Origin of the sequence: Bifidobacterium catenulatum subsp. kashiwanohense JCM 15439 = DSM 21854, assembly GCF_001042615.1 — a bacterium.
In the GTDB taxonomy this organism is placed as follows: Bacteria; Actinomycetota; Actinomycetes; order Actinomycetales; family Bifidobacteriaceae; genus Bifidobacterium; species Bifidobacterium catenulatum.
Genome location: NZ_AP012327.1, coordinates 1748861 through 1765542, shown reverse-complemented (window position 1 = coordinate 1765542; position 16682 = coordinate 1748861). Strand labels below are relative to the sequence as shown.

At 55.0% G+C, this 16682-nt stretch carries 9 protein-coding genes and 1 pseudogene; 9 read left to right on the top strand and 1 reads right to left on the bottom strand.

The genetic code is table 11. From position 1 onward, the window contains the following. The first annotated feature begins 48 nt into the window (after positions 1-48). The 5 genes and pseudogenes from nrdG (at position 49) to BBKW_RS07610 (ending at position 10859) form a co-directional block, all read left to right on the top strand. Entirely contained in the window at positions 49-762 is a 714-nt protein-coding gene (nrdG, locus tag BBKW_RS07635) for an anaerobic ribonucleoside-triphosphate reductase activating protein (RefSeq protein ID WP_080788875.1), read from the top strand. A 247-nt stretch (positions 763-1009) separates the two neighbouring features. Continuing rightward, a pseudogene (locus BBKW_RS07625) lies at positions 1010-5768 on the top strand (acyl-CoA dehydratase activase-related protein). A 288-nt stretch (positions 5769-6056) separates the two neighbouring features. Next, positions 6057-7328, top strand: a complete 1272-nt coding sequence (locus BBKW_RS07620; RefSeq protein ID WP_004220875.1) for a glutamate-cysteine ligase family protein — start codon at positions 6057-6059, stop codon at positions 7326-7328. A 179-nt stretch (positions 7329-7507) separates the two neighbouring features. Further along, complete coding sequence (locus BBKW_RS07615) at positions 7508-8137, top strand: TetR/AcrR family transcriptional regulator (protein ID WP_033500418.1); 630 nt, start codon at positions 7508-7510, stop codon at positions 8135-8137. Positions 8138-8732: 595 nt separating this feature from the next. Beyond that, positions 8733-10859 carry a beta-galactosidase gene (locus tag BBKW_RS07610; RefSeq protein ID WP_033500419.1) on the top strand — a complete coding sequence of 709 codons (2127 nt, stop codon included), beginning with the start codon at positions 8733-8735 and terminating at the stop codon, positions 10857-10859. Positions 10860-10905: 46 nt separating this feature from the next. Here the strand turns inward: BBKW_RS07610 and BBKW_RS07605 are convergent, their stop codons facing one another. Beyond that, positions 10906-11532, bottom strand: a complete 627-nt coding sequence (locus tag BBKW_RS07605) for a TetR/AcrR family transcriptional regulator (protein ID WP_033500420.1) — start codon at positions 11530-11532, stop codon at positions 10906-10908. 356 nt (positions 11533-11888) lie between these two features. Here BBKW_RS07605 and BBKW_RS07600 point away from each other — a divergent pair, with 356 nt between their 5' ends. From BBKW_RS07600 to BBKW_RS07585, 4 genes are all read left to right on the top strand, one after another. Further along, a complete protein-coding gene (locus tag BBKW_RS07600; protein WP_033500421.1) occupies positions 11889-13214 on the top strand; it encodes an MFS transporter in 1326 nt (441 codons plus the stop codon). Positions 13215-13579: 365 nt separating this feature from the next. Beyond that, complete coding sequence (locus tag BBKW_RS07595) at positions 13580-14923, top strand: glycoside hydrolase family 30 protein (RefSeq protein WP_033500422.1); 1344 nt, start codon at positions 13580-13582, stop codon at positions 14921-14923. A 68-nt stretch (positions 14924-14991) separates the two neighbouring features. Continuing rightward, entirely contained in the window at positions 14992-15246 is a 255-nt protein-coding gene (locus BBKW_RS11020; protein ID WP_033500423.1) for a beta-xylosidase family glycoside hydrolase, read from the top strand. 222 nt (positions 15247-15468) lie between these two features. Further along, positions 15469-16668, top strand: a complete 1200-nt coding sequence (locus BBKW_RS07585; RefSeq protein WP_033500424.1) for a glycoside hydrolase family 5 protein — start codon at positions 15469-15471, stop codon at positions 16666-16668. Positions 16669-16682 lie beyond the last annotated feature (14 nt).

The following is a 16682-nucleotide window of genomic DNA, read 5'->3' as shown; positions in this document are numbered from 1 at the left end:
AGCAATCGCAAAAACGCGACTCAACGGCAAAACGTGAAGGGACAACGTATGATCAGCAGCGCGAATCCAGCAATTCAACGTCGTGACTTTGCGGCGGACGAAACCAATCGCGGGCCTTTCATCCCCACAACTCGTTCCAACAATCCCAAAGCAGGGCAATGGACCAATCGCATGAGCCGCAATATGATCGCCGACTACAAACGGTTCCTCATGACCGACGGAGAAGGCATCCGATGCTCGCTGTACGTGTCCGGCTGCCCGTTCCATTGCGAGGAATGCTACAACACATCAATCTGGGATTTCCAAGCTGGACACGAATACAACGACAAGCTCGAAGCGCAAATCATGGATGACTTAAGCCAATCGTATGTGCAAGGCATCACCTTCCTCGGAGGCGAACCATTGCTCAACACGGGCGTGCTGTTGCCTCTCGCGCGAAAAATCCGCGAACGGTTCGGTAATACCAAAGATATTTGGTGCTGGACCGGCTACACGTGGGAAGAACTCATGCGCGAAGGCGAAAGCCCCGACAAGCGCGAACTGCTCGAACTGATCGACATTCTAGTGGACGGTCGTTATATCAAAGAATTACATGATTCCCTGCTGCAATTCCGCGGAAGCAGCAACCAACGCATCATCGACGTGCCGAAATCACTGGAAAACGGGCGAGTGGTGATTTGGCCGAAATTACATGATCAAACACGATTCATTCCCGAAATATATGGCAAAGACCGCTCTGCAGGGGAAGGCGGCGCATCCTGATATGGAAATGTTTGGCTGGGTTTGCGATTTCGACATTCATCGAGTGTCCGGATGCATAATTAGGCAAATTGACTGGATTGGTTGTCTAGTTTATGCACTGTTTCGTCCCTTTTATGCTGATTGCGAGCATTCGCGAAGCGCTTAGGCGTGGGCACAGACTACGATTACATGATTGGATAACCGGGGTAGGGGCTTCCATGCCTGCCATGGAATGCAGCCCGGCGGATAGAACGATAGAGGTTGATACATGGTTGAAGCAGCAGAAGCCGGGACCGAAACGCACGGTACAAAGCCGTTGCGTGTAGGTCTTGATATCGGTTCCACTACTGTGAAGGCGGTGGTGCTCGATCAGTCCGACGCGCTCGCGGACGCGCTGTTCTCCGATTATCGGCGTCACCACGCGAATGTGCGCGCCACCGTGGCCGGACTACTGGCCGACATCCACAAAGAATTGGAAAAGCTTGGCCGAGGCGATGAGCCGATTCGTCTGGCCATTACCGGTTCAGGCGGTCTTGCTCTTGCAGACAGCCTCGACGTGCCCTTCGTTCAGGAGGTCATCGCCGAAACCGAAGCCATTGACAAGGAATATCCGCAGGCTGACGTGATCATCGAGCTTGGTGGTGAAGACGCAAAAATCACCTATCTCAAGCCGACTCCGGAACAGCGCATGAACGGTTCCTGCGCAGGCGGTACCGGCGCATTCATCGACCAGATGGCAACACTGCTCGACACCGACGCCGCTGGCCTGAACGAAATGGCCGCGCAATACGAAACCTTGTATCCGATCGCATCACGTTGCGGCGTGTTCGCCAAAACCGATTTGCAGCCGCTTATCAACGATGGCGCGGCCAAACCGGATCTGGCCGCATCGATCTTCACCGCAGTGGCCACTCAAACCATTGCAGGCCTTGCCTCCGGACGCCCGATTCACGGAACCGTGATCTTCCTGGGGGGTCCGTTGTTCTTCATGTCCGAGTTGCGAGCCGCGTTCAAGCGGGCGCTCGACGGCAAAGTGGACGAATTCATTGTTCCGACCGATGCTCACCTGTATGTGGCATACGGTGCCGCATTGCAGGCTGATCAGGATGGTGACGACCTTGACTAAGCATTACGAAGCACGAACCTGCGCCGACCTGCTGGCGCGACTGGACGAACTGGAAAACCTGCCGTCCAACACTCCGACCATGCCTCCGCTGTTCGCTACCGAAGCGGATCACACCGCATTCAACGAACGACACCATCGCGAGCATATCCATCAAGGCACGCTCGAAGGAGCCCAAGGACCGCACTTCCTGGGCATCGACGCCGGTTCCACCACCATCAAAGCGACATTGGTGAACGATGATCGAGAAATTGTATGGTCCTCTTATGCGACCAACGAAGGCAGTCCGTTGACGGCAGCCGTGCAGATCGTTAAAAAAATCCAAGCCGAACTACCCGAAGGCGCATGGATCGCACGATCCTGTGCGACCGGCTACGGCGAAGGCCTCATCACCACCGGCCTGCACCTTGACGAAGGTGTAGTGGAAACCATGGCTCACTATCGCGGTGCCGAAATGGTAAGCCCGGGAGTCACCGCCGTCATCGATATCGGCGGCCAAGACATGAAATATCTCGCCATCAACGATGGTGTGATCGACTCCATCGCAGTGAACGAAGCATGCTCGTCCGGCTGCGGATCGTTCCTACAAACGTTCGCCATTTCCATGGGCCTGACCATTCAGGAATTCACCCAAGCGGCGCTTAACTCCACCCATCCGGTTGATTTGGGATCCCGGTGCACCGTGTTCATGAACTCGTCCGTGAAGCAGGCGCAAAAGGAAGGCGCGTCCATCGAAGATATCGCCGCAGGCCTGTGCTATTCCGTGGTGCGCAATGCCCTCTACAAGGTGATCAAACTGCGTGATTCCGGCGAACTTGGTGACACCGTGGTAGTGCAGGGCGGCACGTTCCTCAACGACGCTGTACTCCGTGCATTCGAACTGCTCACGGAACGTGAAGTGACCCGACCGAACATCGCAGGACTCATGGGCGCATATGGTGCCGCACTGACCGCACGCATGCACTATGCCGACGAAGCGGAAGACGAAGACGTCGATACCACCGATACCAAAGAAGCGGTGATTGCAGACGTACGTCATACCGCATCGAACATTTTGAGCGGCGAAGAACTCGACAACCTATCGATGACCTCCGAACGAGACGTGTGCAAGCTGTGTCAAAACCACTGCAAGCTCACCATCACCACCTTCCAAGACGGATCCCGTTACGTGACCGGCAACCGCTGCGAACGAGGCGGAGACGCGAAAAAGAAGCGTTCCGATCGACCGAACCTCTACGATTACAAGTACAAGCGTTGCTTCGCCTACCGCAGACTCACCGACAAGAAAGCAACCCGCGGTGAAATCGGCATTCCGCGCGTACTCAACATGTACGAGAACTATCCGTTCTGGTTCACACTGCTCACCTCGCTCGGCTTCAAAGTGATGATTTCCGGACGAAGCTCGCACGAACTGTTCGAAACTGGCATCGAATCAATCGCATCCGAAAACATTTGCTATCCGGCCAAACTTGTGCACGGACACATCAAATGGTTGCTGAACAAGGGTGTGAAAAACATCTTCTACCCGTGCGTCAGCTACGAAGAGAACTTGGTACCCAACACCGACAACCACTACAATTGCCCGGTGGTAGCCAACTATCCTGTGGTCATCGGCGCGAACATGCCTGAACTGCGCGAAGAAGGCATCCGCTACATGCGCCCATACTTCAACATGGCCAACCATGAACTTATGGTCGACCGCATCGTCGAAGAATTCGCCTGGGCCAACGTGACCCGTGAAGAAGCCGAAATTGCAGTCAAAGCGGCATATGCCGAAAACGAAGTCTTCAAACACGACGTGCGAATGGAAGGCCTCAAGGCACTCGCCTACATGAAGGAACACGACTGCCGAGGCATCGTGCTCGCAGGCCGCCCATACCATATCGACCCGGAAGTCAACCATGGCATTCCGGAAACCATATGCTCGCTCGGTATGGTGGTATTGTCCGAAGATTCGATCTGCGAACTGCAGCCGGGTGAGAAGCTCAACCCGAGCGAATTCCTCACAGCCGATGAAGACGATCCACGTAAGAAGAACGCAAACGGCTTCCGCCATGTGGAAGACCGCAAGGTCACCAAAATGCCATTGCGCGTCACCAATCAGTGGGCCTACCATTCCCGTCTGTACGCGGCGGCCAATTTCGTCGCTTCGTACCCCGGCCTCGAACTCGTGCAGCTCAACTCCTTCGGCTGCGGTCTTGACGCCATCACCACCGATCAGGTGTCGGAGATCCTGGCGGACAAGGCCGATGTGTACACCATGCTGAAAATCGACGAAGTCTCCAACCTGGGCGCGGCGAAAATCCGCCTTCGTTCACTCAAGGCAGCCGTCGAAGAGCGTGAACGCAACAAACAGCGTGAAATCGGCACAGCCATGCCCGACAAGCGAGACAGCGTGTCCAACAAGCAAGGCGAATTCCGCAAAACTGGAGCCGAAGCGCCGACTCCGGGCCGTCAAGTCATGCTTGACACCGTGATGAAAGCCAATCCGAAACTCACCGAAGCCGTTAAAGCCGCATCCAAGCGTGCCGCGGAAAACGGCGTCGGCGAAGCGAAGAAGTCTGCACACAATTCCGCCACCATGTCGAAATACGCCAACCGCGTGCCATTCGGCAAAGACATGAAGGACTACACCATCGTGGCTCCGCAGATGAGCCCGATTCACTTCTCCCTAGTGGAATCCGTGATCCGCTCCGGCGGCTACAAGTTCGACATTCTCGAACACGCCAGCCGCGAAAACGTGGAAACCGGCCTCAAATACGTCAACAACGACGCCTGCTACCCGGCCATCATGGTTATCGGCCAGCTCGTGGACGCGATTCTGGACGGCAAATACGATCCGGAGCACACCGCGCTCGCCATCACGCAGACCGGCGGCATGTGCCGAGCCACAAACTATTTCGGTCTGATTCGCAAGGCGCTGATTGATGCTGGTTATCCGCAAATTCCAGTGATCGCCATTTCCACGCAAGGCATTGAAGACAATCCGGGCTTCAAAGCGACGCCGGCATTGCTTCATCGCGTCATCAAGGCGCTCATCATCGGCGACCTGCTGATGAAATGCCTGTACCGCGTGCGCCCGTACGAGGTGACGCCGGGCAGCGCGAATCAGCTGTATAAGACATGGAACACCATCGTGCGTGAAACGCTCGAGAACCACGGTCGCTCGAAGACGGCACGTAAGTTCATCGGCAAGGGGTACCTGCCATATTCGACGCTCGTCAAAGAAATCGTCAAATCGTTCGACGCACTGCCGTTGAAGGACGAACCGCGCAAGGTGCGCGTCGGCGTGGTGGGTGAGATTCTCGTTAAGTACCAGCCGGACGCCAACAACCATGTGGTCGACGTGATCGAATCGCAGAATTGCGAGGCTGTGGTGCCGGGCATCATGGAATTCATGACCACCCGCCCGTACATTTCCGACTGGAACGAGCATTACCTCGGCATGGGCGGCAACAAGCTTGGCTACGCGCTGATGCGCAAGGCGCTTGACTTGTACAACGCTCCTGTACGCAAGGCGATCGATTCGGCACACGGCAAGTTCTCCCAGGACCTGCCGATGCCGGAACTCGTGAAGAAGGCCGACGAGGTCACTTCCGTGGGCGTGCAGGCTGGTGAAGGCTGGCTGCTAACTGCGGAAATCCTTGAGCTCATCGAATCCGGCTGCCCGAACGTGATTTGTGCGCAGCCGTTCGCCTGCCTGCCGAACCACGTGACCGGCCGAGGTATGTTCGGCAAGATTCGCCGCCTGCATCCGGAAGCCAACATCGTGTCTATCGACTACGATCCGGGCGCATCCGAAGCGAACCAGCTCAACCGCATCAAACTGATGATCGCAGCCGCCAAGAAGGCCCACAAGGCCGCGCAACAGAGTGAGACGGCGCAAAGCGAAAAAGTTGCCTGATCATAGGCGGATAAATCAATAAGCACTGACTGGAATTGGCCAAAATACCGACGCTGACGACATCTTCAGCGTCGGTATTTTTATTCGATTTATACAAACAATTCTTCAAATAACGGTAATTGCTTCTGACCTTACTAATATCTGTTAATTATTATTGGTCGGCTTTGCAGAGCATGTCTGTTTTAACCGAAAATGTGTATTCGGTTCGATATACGCAAGAGTTGGCTATCAGTTTTTCGTATAGCGATCGCGCCGTGCTCATCAATGAGTTTCGATAGGATTGCCAACATGACAACGCCACGAATTTCTTATGCGCACCTGCTTACCGAGCCGAATCCGAAGCATGTGGAAAGTCTGGTCAAATTCTTCGAATCAGGCTGCCAAGAGCGCGGAACCGGTGGTTTCGGTGTGGAAATCGAGCATCTGCCGGTGCATAACAGCGATGATACCGCCGTGAACTATTACGAGGAGAACGGCATCGAGGCGTTGCTGAACCGCATTCGCCCGTATTACGACGAAAGCAAGGAATACTGGGAGAATGGCAGGCTTGTTGGTCTTGGTCGCGAAGGTATTTCCGTGTCGCTTGAGCCGGGCGGTCAGCTGGAATGCTCGCTGGGCATTCTGCACAAGCCGGAAGATCTGTGCACGATTTACGGTGCGTTCCGCCGCGAAGTCGATCCCGTGCTTGACGATCTCGGCTTCCGCTTGGTTAATTACGGGTATCAGCCGAAGTCCGGCTATGCCGACATTCCCGTCAATCCGAAGGACCGTTACAAGGCGATGACCGCGTATTTGGGGCGCGTCGGCCAGTTCGGTCCGTGCATGATGCGTTGCTCCGCTTCGACGCAGGTCAGCATCGACTATGTTTCCGAACAGGACGCGATTTCCAAACTGCGTTTGGGTACGGTGGTTGGCCCGATTCTCGCATGGTTCTTCCGTAACACCCCGTATTTCGAGGGACAGGAGAATCCGTATCCGCTGCTGCGCCAACGCATGTGGGATTATTTGGATTTGCAGCGCACGAACGTTATTCCGGGATTGTTTGATCCTCGCTTCGGTTGGGAAGATTATGCGGTCGACGTGTTGAGCACGCCGATGATGTTCGCTGATCTGACGCACACTCCGGAAGCGTTGGAAACTCCTGGAACTGATTTGCATCATCCTGCATTCTATGAGAATGCGAACGACGTGTATCCTGATCGAGAACTCAACGCATACGAAATCAATCATGTGATTTCCACGCATTTCAACGATGTCCGTCTGAAGAACTTCATTGAATTCCGTCACTGGGATTCGCTGCCGGTAGCGCGTGCGGAACGACTGACGGAAATCATCGGATCGCTGTTCTATGATCCGACGAACCGTGAGCGTCTCGAATCGTATTTCGATGGCATCCGCGAGGAGGATGTGTTCGAGGCGAAGGCGAACCTGCAGGCGCGCGGCCATCAGGCAGCTCCGTACGGCAATTCGCTGGAATTCTGGCAGGAGTTCCTCGGGCTCGAGGGTGTCCTCGCCGACGAACCGGGTGATCCGAAACACCCTGACGTGTTCCAGAAGTAAAACTGCTTTTCGAATATTTTGGTTGGTCGAGGCTGACTGAATGTGATCTCGAAGTGGTTTTGAATGTAATTTCGAGCTGGTCTATTGAAGATCGGCTCGTCTTTGTGTGGCGAGTGGAAATGCAACGGTCCGATACGATTTTGCCTGTCTAATGAACGGTAGATAGTACACTGTTCCTTATGGGTAATGAGGGGAAGAAACGTGTTCGTAAATCACCTGAGGAACGTAAGAAGGAAATCATCACTGCGGCGAGCCGTCTTATCGGGGAAAAGGGATATTACGGAACGTCATTGAAAGACATTGCTGATGCGATCGGCATGAGCCAGCCTGGACTGCTGCATTACATCGGCAATAAGGAACGGTTGTTGTCGCTACTAGTCACCGACAATTATGATCAGGAAGGCACTCCGGCTGATTTTGCAAAATCCGGATTGCCGGGCAGCGATCCGGAAGGCATGCTGTTCCCTGCATACCTGCGTTTTTTGGTACGTTACAATGAGAGTCGACGTAGCTTGCTGCAGCTATACATGGTGCTGGAAACCGAGTCTTTCAGCGAGGGCCATCCGTTGCACGACTATTTCGAGAATCGTCCGAAATACGTGTGGGAACACTATTCCCAGTACACATGGAAATTGCCGCCTGAAATCGGTGGTTGGGAGAATATGCGTGCGATTGTGCGTCAAAGCTTGGAAGCGATGGACGGCATTCAACTGCGTTGGACGCGTAAGCCGCCCATCGATTTCTACGATGAATGGCTCGCCTTCGAAAAGATGATCTTCCCCTCACCTGTCTGGGACAGCTACCGCTAAGCCATGTGCAACTCTCTTGCGGGCTGTGTTTCTATAGCCCTTCGCGTCCCAATTCTTCCACTCGCTGGAAGAATCAGGACGCTAAGGGGTCTGTGAGCGGGGTGATTCTTCCAGTGACTGGAGGGATTTGTCTGCTGAAACGCTGTTGATTGTCCTGTTTCCTCCAGTGACTGGATGTTTTGGGTCGCTGGGGAGGCTTTGGGAGAGAGGATTCCTCCAGTGACTGGAGGGATCGGGACGTTTAGGAGGCGTGTTCGCGGGAAAATTGCTCCAGCGGCTGGAGGAATTTGCCCGCTGGGATAGCGTTTTGTATGGATTGCGGTGATTGATTGGTTTTTTATTACGATTAGTTGAGCTTTAGAACATGGGAAAATGTTATATCTAATGGTTGTTAGGTAAGACACGCCTGAAATTTTGCGTTTCTTGACAACTGAATCGAGAAGATTTAGATTTCTTATATCTAATGGCTGTTAGATACGGATGTTCTAAGGATGTATCCCGGAGATATCGCAGGCAATATAGAACAGCTTTAGATGCAGAAACAGCAGAAATAAGTAGTAACCAGTAACAAGTCAATGAAGACGATGGGAGATCCATGGGTCGTTACGAGGCAGATCACATTCTTTTCGGTGCCGCATATTACGACGAATACCTCATGATGAAAGGCATCGACCGTGTCGATGAAGACATGAGGATGATGAAGGAGTCGGGACTGAACGTTATCCGTATTGCCGAATCCACATGGAGTACCTGCGAACCGCAGCCGGGTGCGTTCGACTTCACCTATGTGGATCGTGCTCTCGACGCGGCACAGCGTGTCGGTATCGACGTCATCGTCGGCACTCCAACCTACGCGGTGCCGAGCTGGCTCGTCAAGATCGATCCGAGCGTGCTCGCGGTCACCCCGAACGGCGAAGGCAAGTACGGCGCCCGCCAGATCATGGACATCGTCAACGCTACCTACCGTTTCTACGGTGAGCGCGTGATCCGCAAGCTGATCTCCCACGTTGCCGACCATCCGGCGGTGATCGGCTACCAGGTCGATAATGAAACCAAGTACTACGATTCCGTGTCCAACGACATGCAGCGTCTGTTCGTCAAGTATCTGCGCGAGAAGTTCCACGGCGATCTGAACGAGCTCAACCACCACTTCGGCCTCGACTACTGGTCCAACCGCATCGACTCCTGGGAGGACTTCCCGGACGTGACCGCCACCATCAACGAGTCCCTGGGCGGCGAATTCGACAAGTTCCGCCGTGATCAGGTGCGCGCCTTCCTGCAGTGGCAGGCCGACATCGTGCGCGAATACGCGCATGACGACCAGTTCATCACCCACAACTTCGATTTCGAATGGCGCGGATACTCCTACGGCGTGCAGCCGGCCGTCGACCACTTCAAGGCCGCGACCGCAGTGGACATCACCGGCGTGGACATCTACCACCCGACCGAAGACGACCTGACCGGCAAGGAGATCGCCTTCGGCGGCGACATGACCCGCTCCACCAAGAACGGCCAGAACTACCTGGTGCTCGAAACCGAGGCCCAAGGCCAGCACGGCTGGGTGCCATTCCCCGGCCAGCTGCGCCTGCAGGCCTACTCCCACCTCGCTTCCGGCGCCGACATGGTGGAATACTGGCACTGGCACTCCATCCATAATTCCTTTGAAACATATTGGAAGGGCCTGCTGAGCCACGACCTCGAACCGAACCCCACGTACCGCGAAGCCGGCGTATTCGGTCGCGAGATCGCCAAACCGGAAGTGGGGGAGCGGCTCGTCCACCTGAAGAAGCACAACAAAGTAGCCATCATGGTCAGCAACGAATCGCTGACCGCGCTCGACTGGTTCCTCATCGAAGCCGGCTTCCCATTCGGCGGCACCCTCAAATACAACGACGTGGTGCGCAATGTCTACGACGCGCTGTTCGAGCTCAACGTGGAATGCGATTTCATCCCCTCCGACGCTCCCGCCGAGCGTTTGGCCTCATACGAGATGATTGTGACCCCGGCGCTGTACTGTGCTCCGCAGGAAACGACCGATCGCCTGCGTGAATTCGTCTCCAACGGCGGACACCTCGTCTCCACCATGCGCTCCTTCGTGACCGACGACGAGGTGACCGTATGGCACGACCGCGCGCCGCACAATCTCACCGACGTGTTCGGCATGACGTACAACCAGTTCACCCGCCCAAGCGGCCACGTTTCCGTGGAATTCGCAGGTGCGCTCGCCGAAACCGCGTCCACTGATGCTCAGTCGCTGATCGAACTGTTGAACGCCGACGCCGATACTGAGGTGCTCGCATCCTATAGACACTACGCTTGGAAGGATTACGCCGCAGTCACCCGTCACGCATTCGGCAAGGGCGATGCCGAGTGGGTCGCCACACTGCTTGACGCCGATTCCATTCGTGCGGTTATGCGAGAGGCCGTGGAGCATGCCGGCGTCGAGGGCGCTGGAACCGCGCTCGCGGGACAGGTCGCGGTTCGCCAGGGTGTGAATGCCCGCGGCGAGAACGTGACGTATCTGCTCAACTATTCCGCCGACGAAGTTACTGTTGCAAGCCCGATTGAGGGTGAAGTAGTGGTCGCTCCGGTCGTCATCGCCACCGACGGCAGTGTTGATGAGGTTGCAAATGCTGAAGTCGTACTGAAGGAAGGTGCAGCCGTCAAGCAGGGTGATCTGTTGACGATCGGCCGCTGGAATGTTGCGGTGATCGCCGGCTGAAATCTGCGATAAGAGAACTCGAGAAGAGAACTCGAGAAGAGAACGTTTAGGGAATGAGAAGACCGATCAGGGCCTTCCATTCTCCAACGAAATCGATATCGTGAGATCCGTTGAGCCACCGCAATTGCAAGCCTTCCATGGCGGATAGCACTTGCAGTGCGGTGCGTTCCGGATTGGCAACGCCATCTCGTTTGGCTGCGAACGTGTATTCCTTCAGCAGATTGATTTCGCGCTGTTCGAAATACTCGTGCACCGGATGGTCTTTGCTTAGGGCCTCGCTTTCGAGCAGGGTGTAGAGGCGAACCATTTCGGGTCGGCCTGCGTTGGTTTCCACGGTTCCCGTGGAGATGGCCTTGAGTCCGAGATCGCAATGGTATGCGATGCCGTCCTGCAAGACTTCACCGGTCACGCCTTCGACGCCAAGATGCTCTGCAATGGCGATTTGGTTAGTGCGATCGGCGTATTTGAGTGTCGCTTCAAGGAGTTGTTCTTTGGATTTGAAGTAGTAAAGGAGGCCTGCTTCGGTGATGTTCTGAGCTTGTGCCACGTCGCGAATGGTAAATCCCCAGAATCCGAATTGTGAGATGAAAGAGACCGTGGTTTCGAGAATCGCTTCCTTGCGGTCTTCTGCGCTCATTCGTTTCTTGGTTTTGCTTTCGGTACGACGACGCATGCGTTCTCCTTTCTTGTGCTTATTAAGTTACAAGAGGGGGGAGAGGAAGTGTGTTGGAAACGTTGGGACACGCCGGAAAATGACAGATACAAGAGATTGTAATATGCTTTAACTAAACAGTTACTAAGTAATAAAAACTAAAGTTGCTGTATGGGACGAATCGTTGTGGATTGCTATTTGAAAAGCGCTGCCGTCGGAAAAATTCGCGTCTGACTTGCGTTCTTCCGAAAGGGCATCTATGATGAAAACCGGCTAGTTACCAAATGGTAGTTAGCTGGCTGGGCAGAGAAGCCCTATCGGAAAACAGGAATATTACAGAAAACACTACTGAAACATGAATCGAAGGAGAGGGTTTCATGAGTGAAGCAATCGCAAGCAAAGAGGAGCGTTTGGTGCGTTATAACGCCAACATCGCCGCTGCAGACAAGGATCCGCAGCTGTCTCCTGAAACCGGCAAGCCACTGAGTAGGGTCAACACCATCCGTTTCGGCGCAGGCTTCCTGCTGTTCGGCGTGTTGTGGATGTCGGGTCTCGGCATCGTCTCCGCCGTGCTTCTGCCGATGCACTACAAGACCATCGAAGGCGCCGATCCGGATGCTCTCGTTGGCATCGTCAATGCGTTCACCGCGGTGGCATCCCTGGTTGCCAACCTGATGTTCGGCAACTTCTCCGATCGTTCCCGCTCCAGGTTCGGTCGTCGTACTCCGTGGATCGTTTTCGGTGCGGTGCTTGGTGGCGTCACCCTGTTCCTGACCGGCACCACACACAACGCGGTGCTGCTCACCATCTTCTACTGCGCCTGCATGTTCGGCCTCAACTGCATGATCGCCCCGCTGGTCGCCGTGCTGTCTGACCGTGTGCCATCCGGCATTCGTGGCACCATGTCCGCCTTCTATGGTGCAGGCTCCACCATCGGTGCTCCGATCGGTACCATGATCGGCGCATTCTTCATCGAAAACTTGACTGCCGGCTTCGCTGTCGCAGGCGTGCTCATGTTCCTCGGCGGCATCGTCGCCGTGATCATCCTGCCGAAGGAACAGTCCGCTGACTTCCTGCCGAAGGAAGAGGGCTCCTTCAAGGATGTCCTCGTATCCTTCCGTCCGCCGAAGTTCGCTGGCGCCCACGACTTCTACAAGGCTTTCGCCGGCCGTTTCTGCATGATCATGAGCTACCAGATGATCAACGTCTATCAGCTCTACATCATCCAGAACTACATTGGTCAGTCCGTCAAGGAATCCGCTGTCACCGTGTCTGTCGTTTCCATGATCATGATGGTCATGTCTCTGGTCGGCTCCTTCATCTCCGGCCCGGTTTCCGATCTCATCGGCCGTCGTAAGGTTCCGGTTGTCGTGGCTTCCGTGCTCTTCGCTATCGGTATCGCCATGCCGTGGCTGATCCCGTCCACCCTGGGCATGTACCTGTTCGCTGGCATCGCTGGCCTCGGCTACGCTGTCTACTCCGCGGTCGATCAGGCTCTGCTCGTTGATGTGCTGCCGAACAAGGAAGAGGCTGGCAAGGATCTGGGCATTCTGAACATGGGCACCACCCTTGGTCAGATGTGCGGCCCGGTCATCATGTCCACCATCGTGGTGTCCCTCGGCTACAACTTCGCCTTCCCGACCGCCATCGCCTTGGCCATCATCGGCTGCTTCTTCATCATGGCCATCAAGAAGGTCAAGTAACCCCACCCCCCTCCCTTCAATTTCGAGAGGGGAGAGGGGGAGAGGGAATAGGAAGTTTTTCCAAAACTGAACAACAATGCAAAACTAAATAACAGTGCAAACGTAACGTCATAGCGTTACGAGCAGGATGCCGCGATAATCTGTTTAAGACCGTAAAGACTTGGCTAGAGCGGCCTGGAGCGTGTCGCGAATAGATTATCGTGGCATCCTGCGGTTTTTGCACTTACTGAAATGAAATTGCGTTGCCGATAATTCAATCTCAAAAACTAAATATCGATAACTAAATCCCAATAATCAGATAAAAACAACTCAAAAAACGAATAAATATAAATCCAAAGAATCAACGACAATACTAAGGACTTTCCATGACTACTTGGATCGCGACAACGCAAGACAACAAGCTTGCCGACAAATCATCCGAAATTGAATCCACGCATGCCACTTCCGCTTCCGATCTGCAGCTTGATGGCAATGAATATCAGGCATTGCGTGGCTTCGGCGGCTGCTTCAACGAGCTTGGCTGGCTTCCTCTGCAGACGGTTACTGAAGAGGAACGTGACCAGATCATCAAGGAACTGTTCAGCCCGGATGAGATGAACTTCACCTTCAATCGTGCGCCGGTCGGTGCCAATGATTTCGCCGATCATTGGTATAGCTATAACGAGACCGACGGCGATTATGAGATGGAGCATTTCTCCGTCGAGCATGATGAGCAGACCCTGATCCCATACATCCACCGCGCGCAGGAATGGCAGCCGAACATGCAACTGTTCTCCAGCCCGTGGAGCCCGCCGACATGGATGAAGCGTCCGAAGGCTTATAACTATGGTCGTTTGGTGCAGACTCCTGAGAATCTTAAGGCATATGCGAAGTATTTCGTCAAGTACATTCAAGCTTATGCCGAGCATGGCATTACCGTGAATCAGCTGCATGTGCAGAATGAGGTGTTTGCCGATCAGAAGTTCCCGAGTGCATTGTGGGATGCCGAAGCGCTCAAGGTGTTCATCCGCGATTATCTTGGACCTGCTTTTGACGAAGCTGGTCTTGACACCGATATTTGGCTGGGTACGCTGAATGGTCCGGAAGATATGGCGTGGACCGGCGGCTACGGCATGAAGCTGAATAATTACAACCGTTTTGTCGACAATATTCTGTTCGACGATGGCGCTCGCAAGTACATCAGGGGCATCGCTTACCAGTGGGCCGGCCAGAACTGTATTGCGCGTACGCATGAATCCTGGCCTGAAATCGAGCTGATTCAGTCTGAATCCGAATGCGGTATGGGTGATAATACGTGGGAATATGCGGAGTATATTTTCCACTTGATCAACCATTATTTGCGTAATGGCGCGACTGCTTACACTTATTGGAATATGATTCTTGACGATCAGGATTCTACGTGGGGGTGGTGGCAGAATTCACTGTTCACCATTACTGCGGATACGCATGAGGTTCGCCGTAATCCGGAATATTATGTGATGCGTCATTTCTCGCATTTCGTCAAGCCGGGTGCGCATGTGCTTGGCACTACGGGTCATTTCAATTCGATGGCTATTGCGTTCCGTAATCCGGATGGCACCATTGTGGTGGTGGCCCAGAACGCTCTCGAAGAGGAGCGTCCGTTTGAATTTGCCGATCCTTGCAATGCCGATCGCGGTATCAAGGTGACGCTTGCTCCGCGTTCGTTCAACACGTTTGTGCTGGACTGACGGGAGCTGCCTGGCTGATGCGAATGTGTGCGTAACGCGTCGGCTTGGTTGTGGCAACGGTTTGTTGAATGCCGGATGGCGGGTTTCCTTTCTCTTCCTGCCATCTTCGCAAGCCGGTGTTGTGTTGCGGGGCGTTTGCCTATGGTGATCGGTTACCGGTCGCCGCAGGCAAACGCCTTTTTGCTTTTGCGGTGTCTTTGCTTGCTGGCGAATTCACTGGCACGATGGTTGGTATTGTCGTTACCGACGCTTCGCTGCACGAGAAGACTGCCGACTTCGACTTCTTCGACTACGAGGCGGATGAGACGAAGCCCGTCGACTGATCCCGCCCGGCCGGCCACCACGATCATTCAACGACCCTGATCCGGCCGTGATCCGATTCCGAGCGGCCGCGTGGCCGCTCGCGGGGCACATACAATGGACCAAGGAACGTTGCGAATGACGCGCGGTTCCTTGGCCCATTGGGCCGAATGGGTTTTGCCATGGGTTGTGATGGGCGGAAGCGAAAAGTCGGGCAACCCCCGAACGTAAGGGCGGTGAGACGCATGGTGCTAGGCATCGACGAGCGAATCGACGGCGTGAACCTCGGCAACTGGCTGGTGCTGGAGAAATGGATGGATCCGAAACCGTTCACCCGCAGCGCCGAAGACGATGAAATCTGGATGCACCGCACGCACGTATCCCTCTGGTCCGAACGGAATCTAGCCGAGGAACTGCGCCGGCACCGCGAAACCTACGTCACCCTGGAGGATTTCCGTATTATCGTCGGTCACGGAATCAACCTCGTACGCATTCCCATACCGTATTTCATCTTCGGCGACTGGCCCGGGCATCCGGGCTGCATTACGTACCTCGACCGCGCGTTCCGTTGGGCGCGGGAGACGGGATTGAAGATTATGATTGACCTGCATACCGTTCCCGAATCGCAGAACGGTTTCGACAACGGCGGTCTGACGGGTGTGTGCAAATGGGCACAGAATACGGACTTGGTGGAGTACACGCTGAACGTGCTGGAGCGATTGGCTCGCCGATACCGCGACGAACCGGCCCTGCACAGCATCGAAGTACTCAACGAACCAGTGAGCTGGTCAGTGTTCCATAGCACGTCGAACACGGCGAAAGACTCTCAGGAGGCTTCCGGTAGCGCGTATGTCTCACTGCGGTTTCTGAAGCGCTTCTACCGCGACGCTTACGCCCGGTTGCGCGCCGTGCTACGTCCGGAAACCGTGATCGTATTCCATGACGGTTTCCGACTACTCCGCTGGGGCGGTTGGTTTCGTCGTGCTGGCATGTGCAACGTCATGCTCGACACCCATCAGTATCTCATAGCGATGGAGGATCAGCTGTTTTCGGGACCGGCACGCCGGCTGTACCTGCGATCGCGGCGACTGCCATGGCTGTACCGGATGCTGGTGGGCGCGAGTAGCATCGCCATCCGTTCGGCGGCCCGTCGTATTCCCGTGCTGGTGGGCGAGTGGTGCGTGGAGAATCGGTGGGCCCTACACAGCCAAAACCGATCGGCTGCATACCGCCAAGTGTCACGATTGCAACGCGCGGCATGGGACGTGTCGGCGGGGCAGATCTATTGGAGCTACCAGCTTGCGCGCTCCGCGAAACCGGGTAGTGGCGAAGGGAAACCGCCGCGGGATCCTCGCAACGGCGGCAATCTTGAGGCGTGGGATCTGACTCGCGTATGGCGTCATGGATGGATTCGGGCGGATACCTCTCACGATGACGTGCCATAGGCAGTCAATCAACG

What these genes read in the sequence shown, in the direction of transcription:
- nrdG (WP_080788875.1), top strand. Translation starts at nt 49, where the DNA reads ATGATCAGCAGCGCGAATCCAGCAATTCAACGTCGTGACTTTGCGGCG.
- BBKW_RS07620 (WP_004220875.1), top strand. Translation starts at nt 6,057, where the DNA reads ATGACAACGCCACGAATTTCTTATGCGCACCTGCTTACCGAGCCGAAT.
- BBKW_RS07615 (WP_033500418.1), top strand. Translation starts at nt 7,508, where the DNA reads ATGGGTAATGAGGGGAAGAAACGTGTTCGTAAATCACCTGAGGAACGT.
- BBKW_RS07610 (WP_033500419.1), top strand. Translation starts at nt 8,733, where the DNA reads ATGGGTCGTTACGAGGCAGATCACATTCTTTTCGGTGCCGCATATTAC.
- BBKW_RS07605 (WP_033500420.1), bottom strand. Translation starts at nt 11,532, where the DNA reads ATGCGTCGTCGTACCGAAAGCAAAACCAAGAAACGAATGAGCGCAGAA.
- BBKW_RS07600 (WP_033500421.1), top strand. Translation starts at nt 11,889, where the DNA reads ATGAGTGAAGCAATCGCAAGCAAAGAGGAGCGTTTGGTGCGTTATAAC.
- BBKW_RS07595 (WP_033500422.1), top strand. Translation starts at nt 13,580, where the DNA reads ATGACTACTTGGATCGCGACAACGCAAGACAACAAGCTTGCCGACAAA.
- BBKW_RS11020 (WP_033500423.1), top strand. Translation starts at nt 14,992, where the DNA reads ATGCCGGATGGCGGGTTTCCTTTCTCTTCCTGCCATCTTCGCAAGCCG.
- BBKW_RS07585 (WP_033500424.1), top strand. Translation starts at nt 15,469, where the DNA reads ATGGTGCTAGGCATCGACGAGCGAATCGACGGCGTGAACCTCGGCAAC.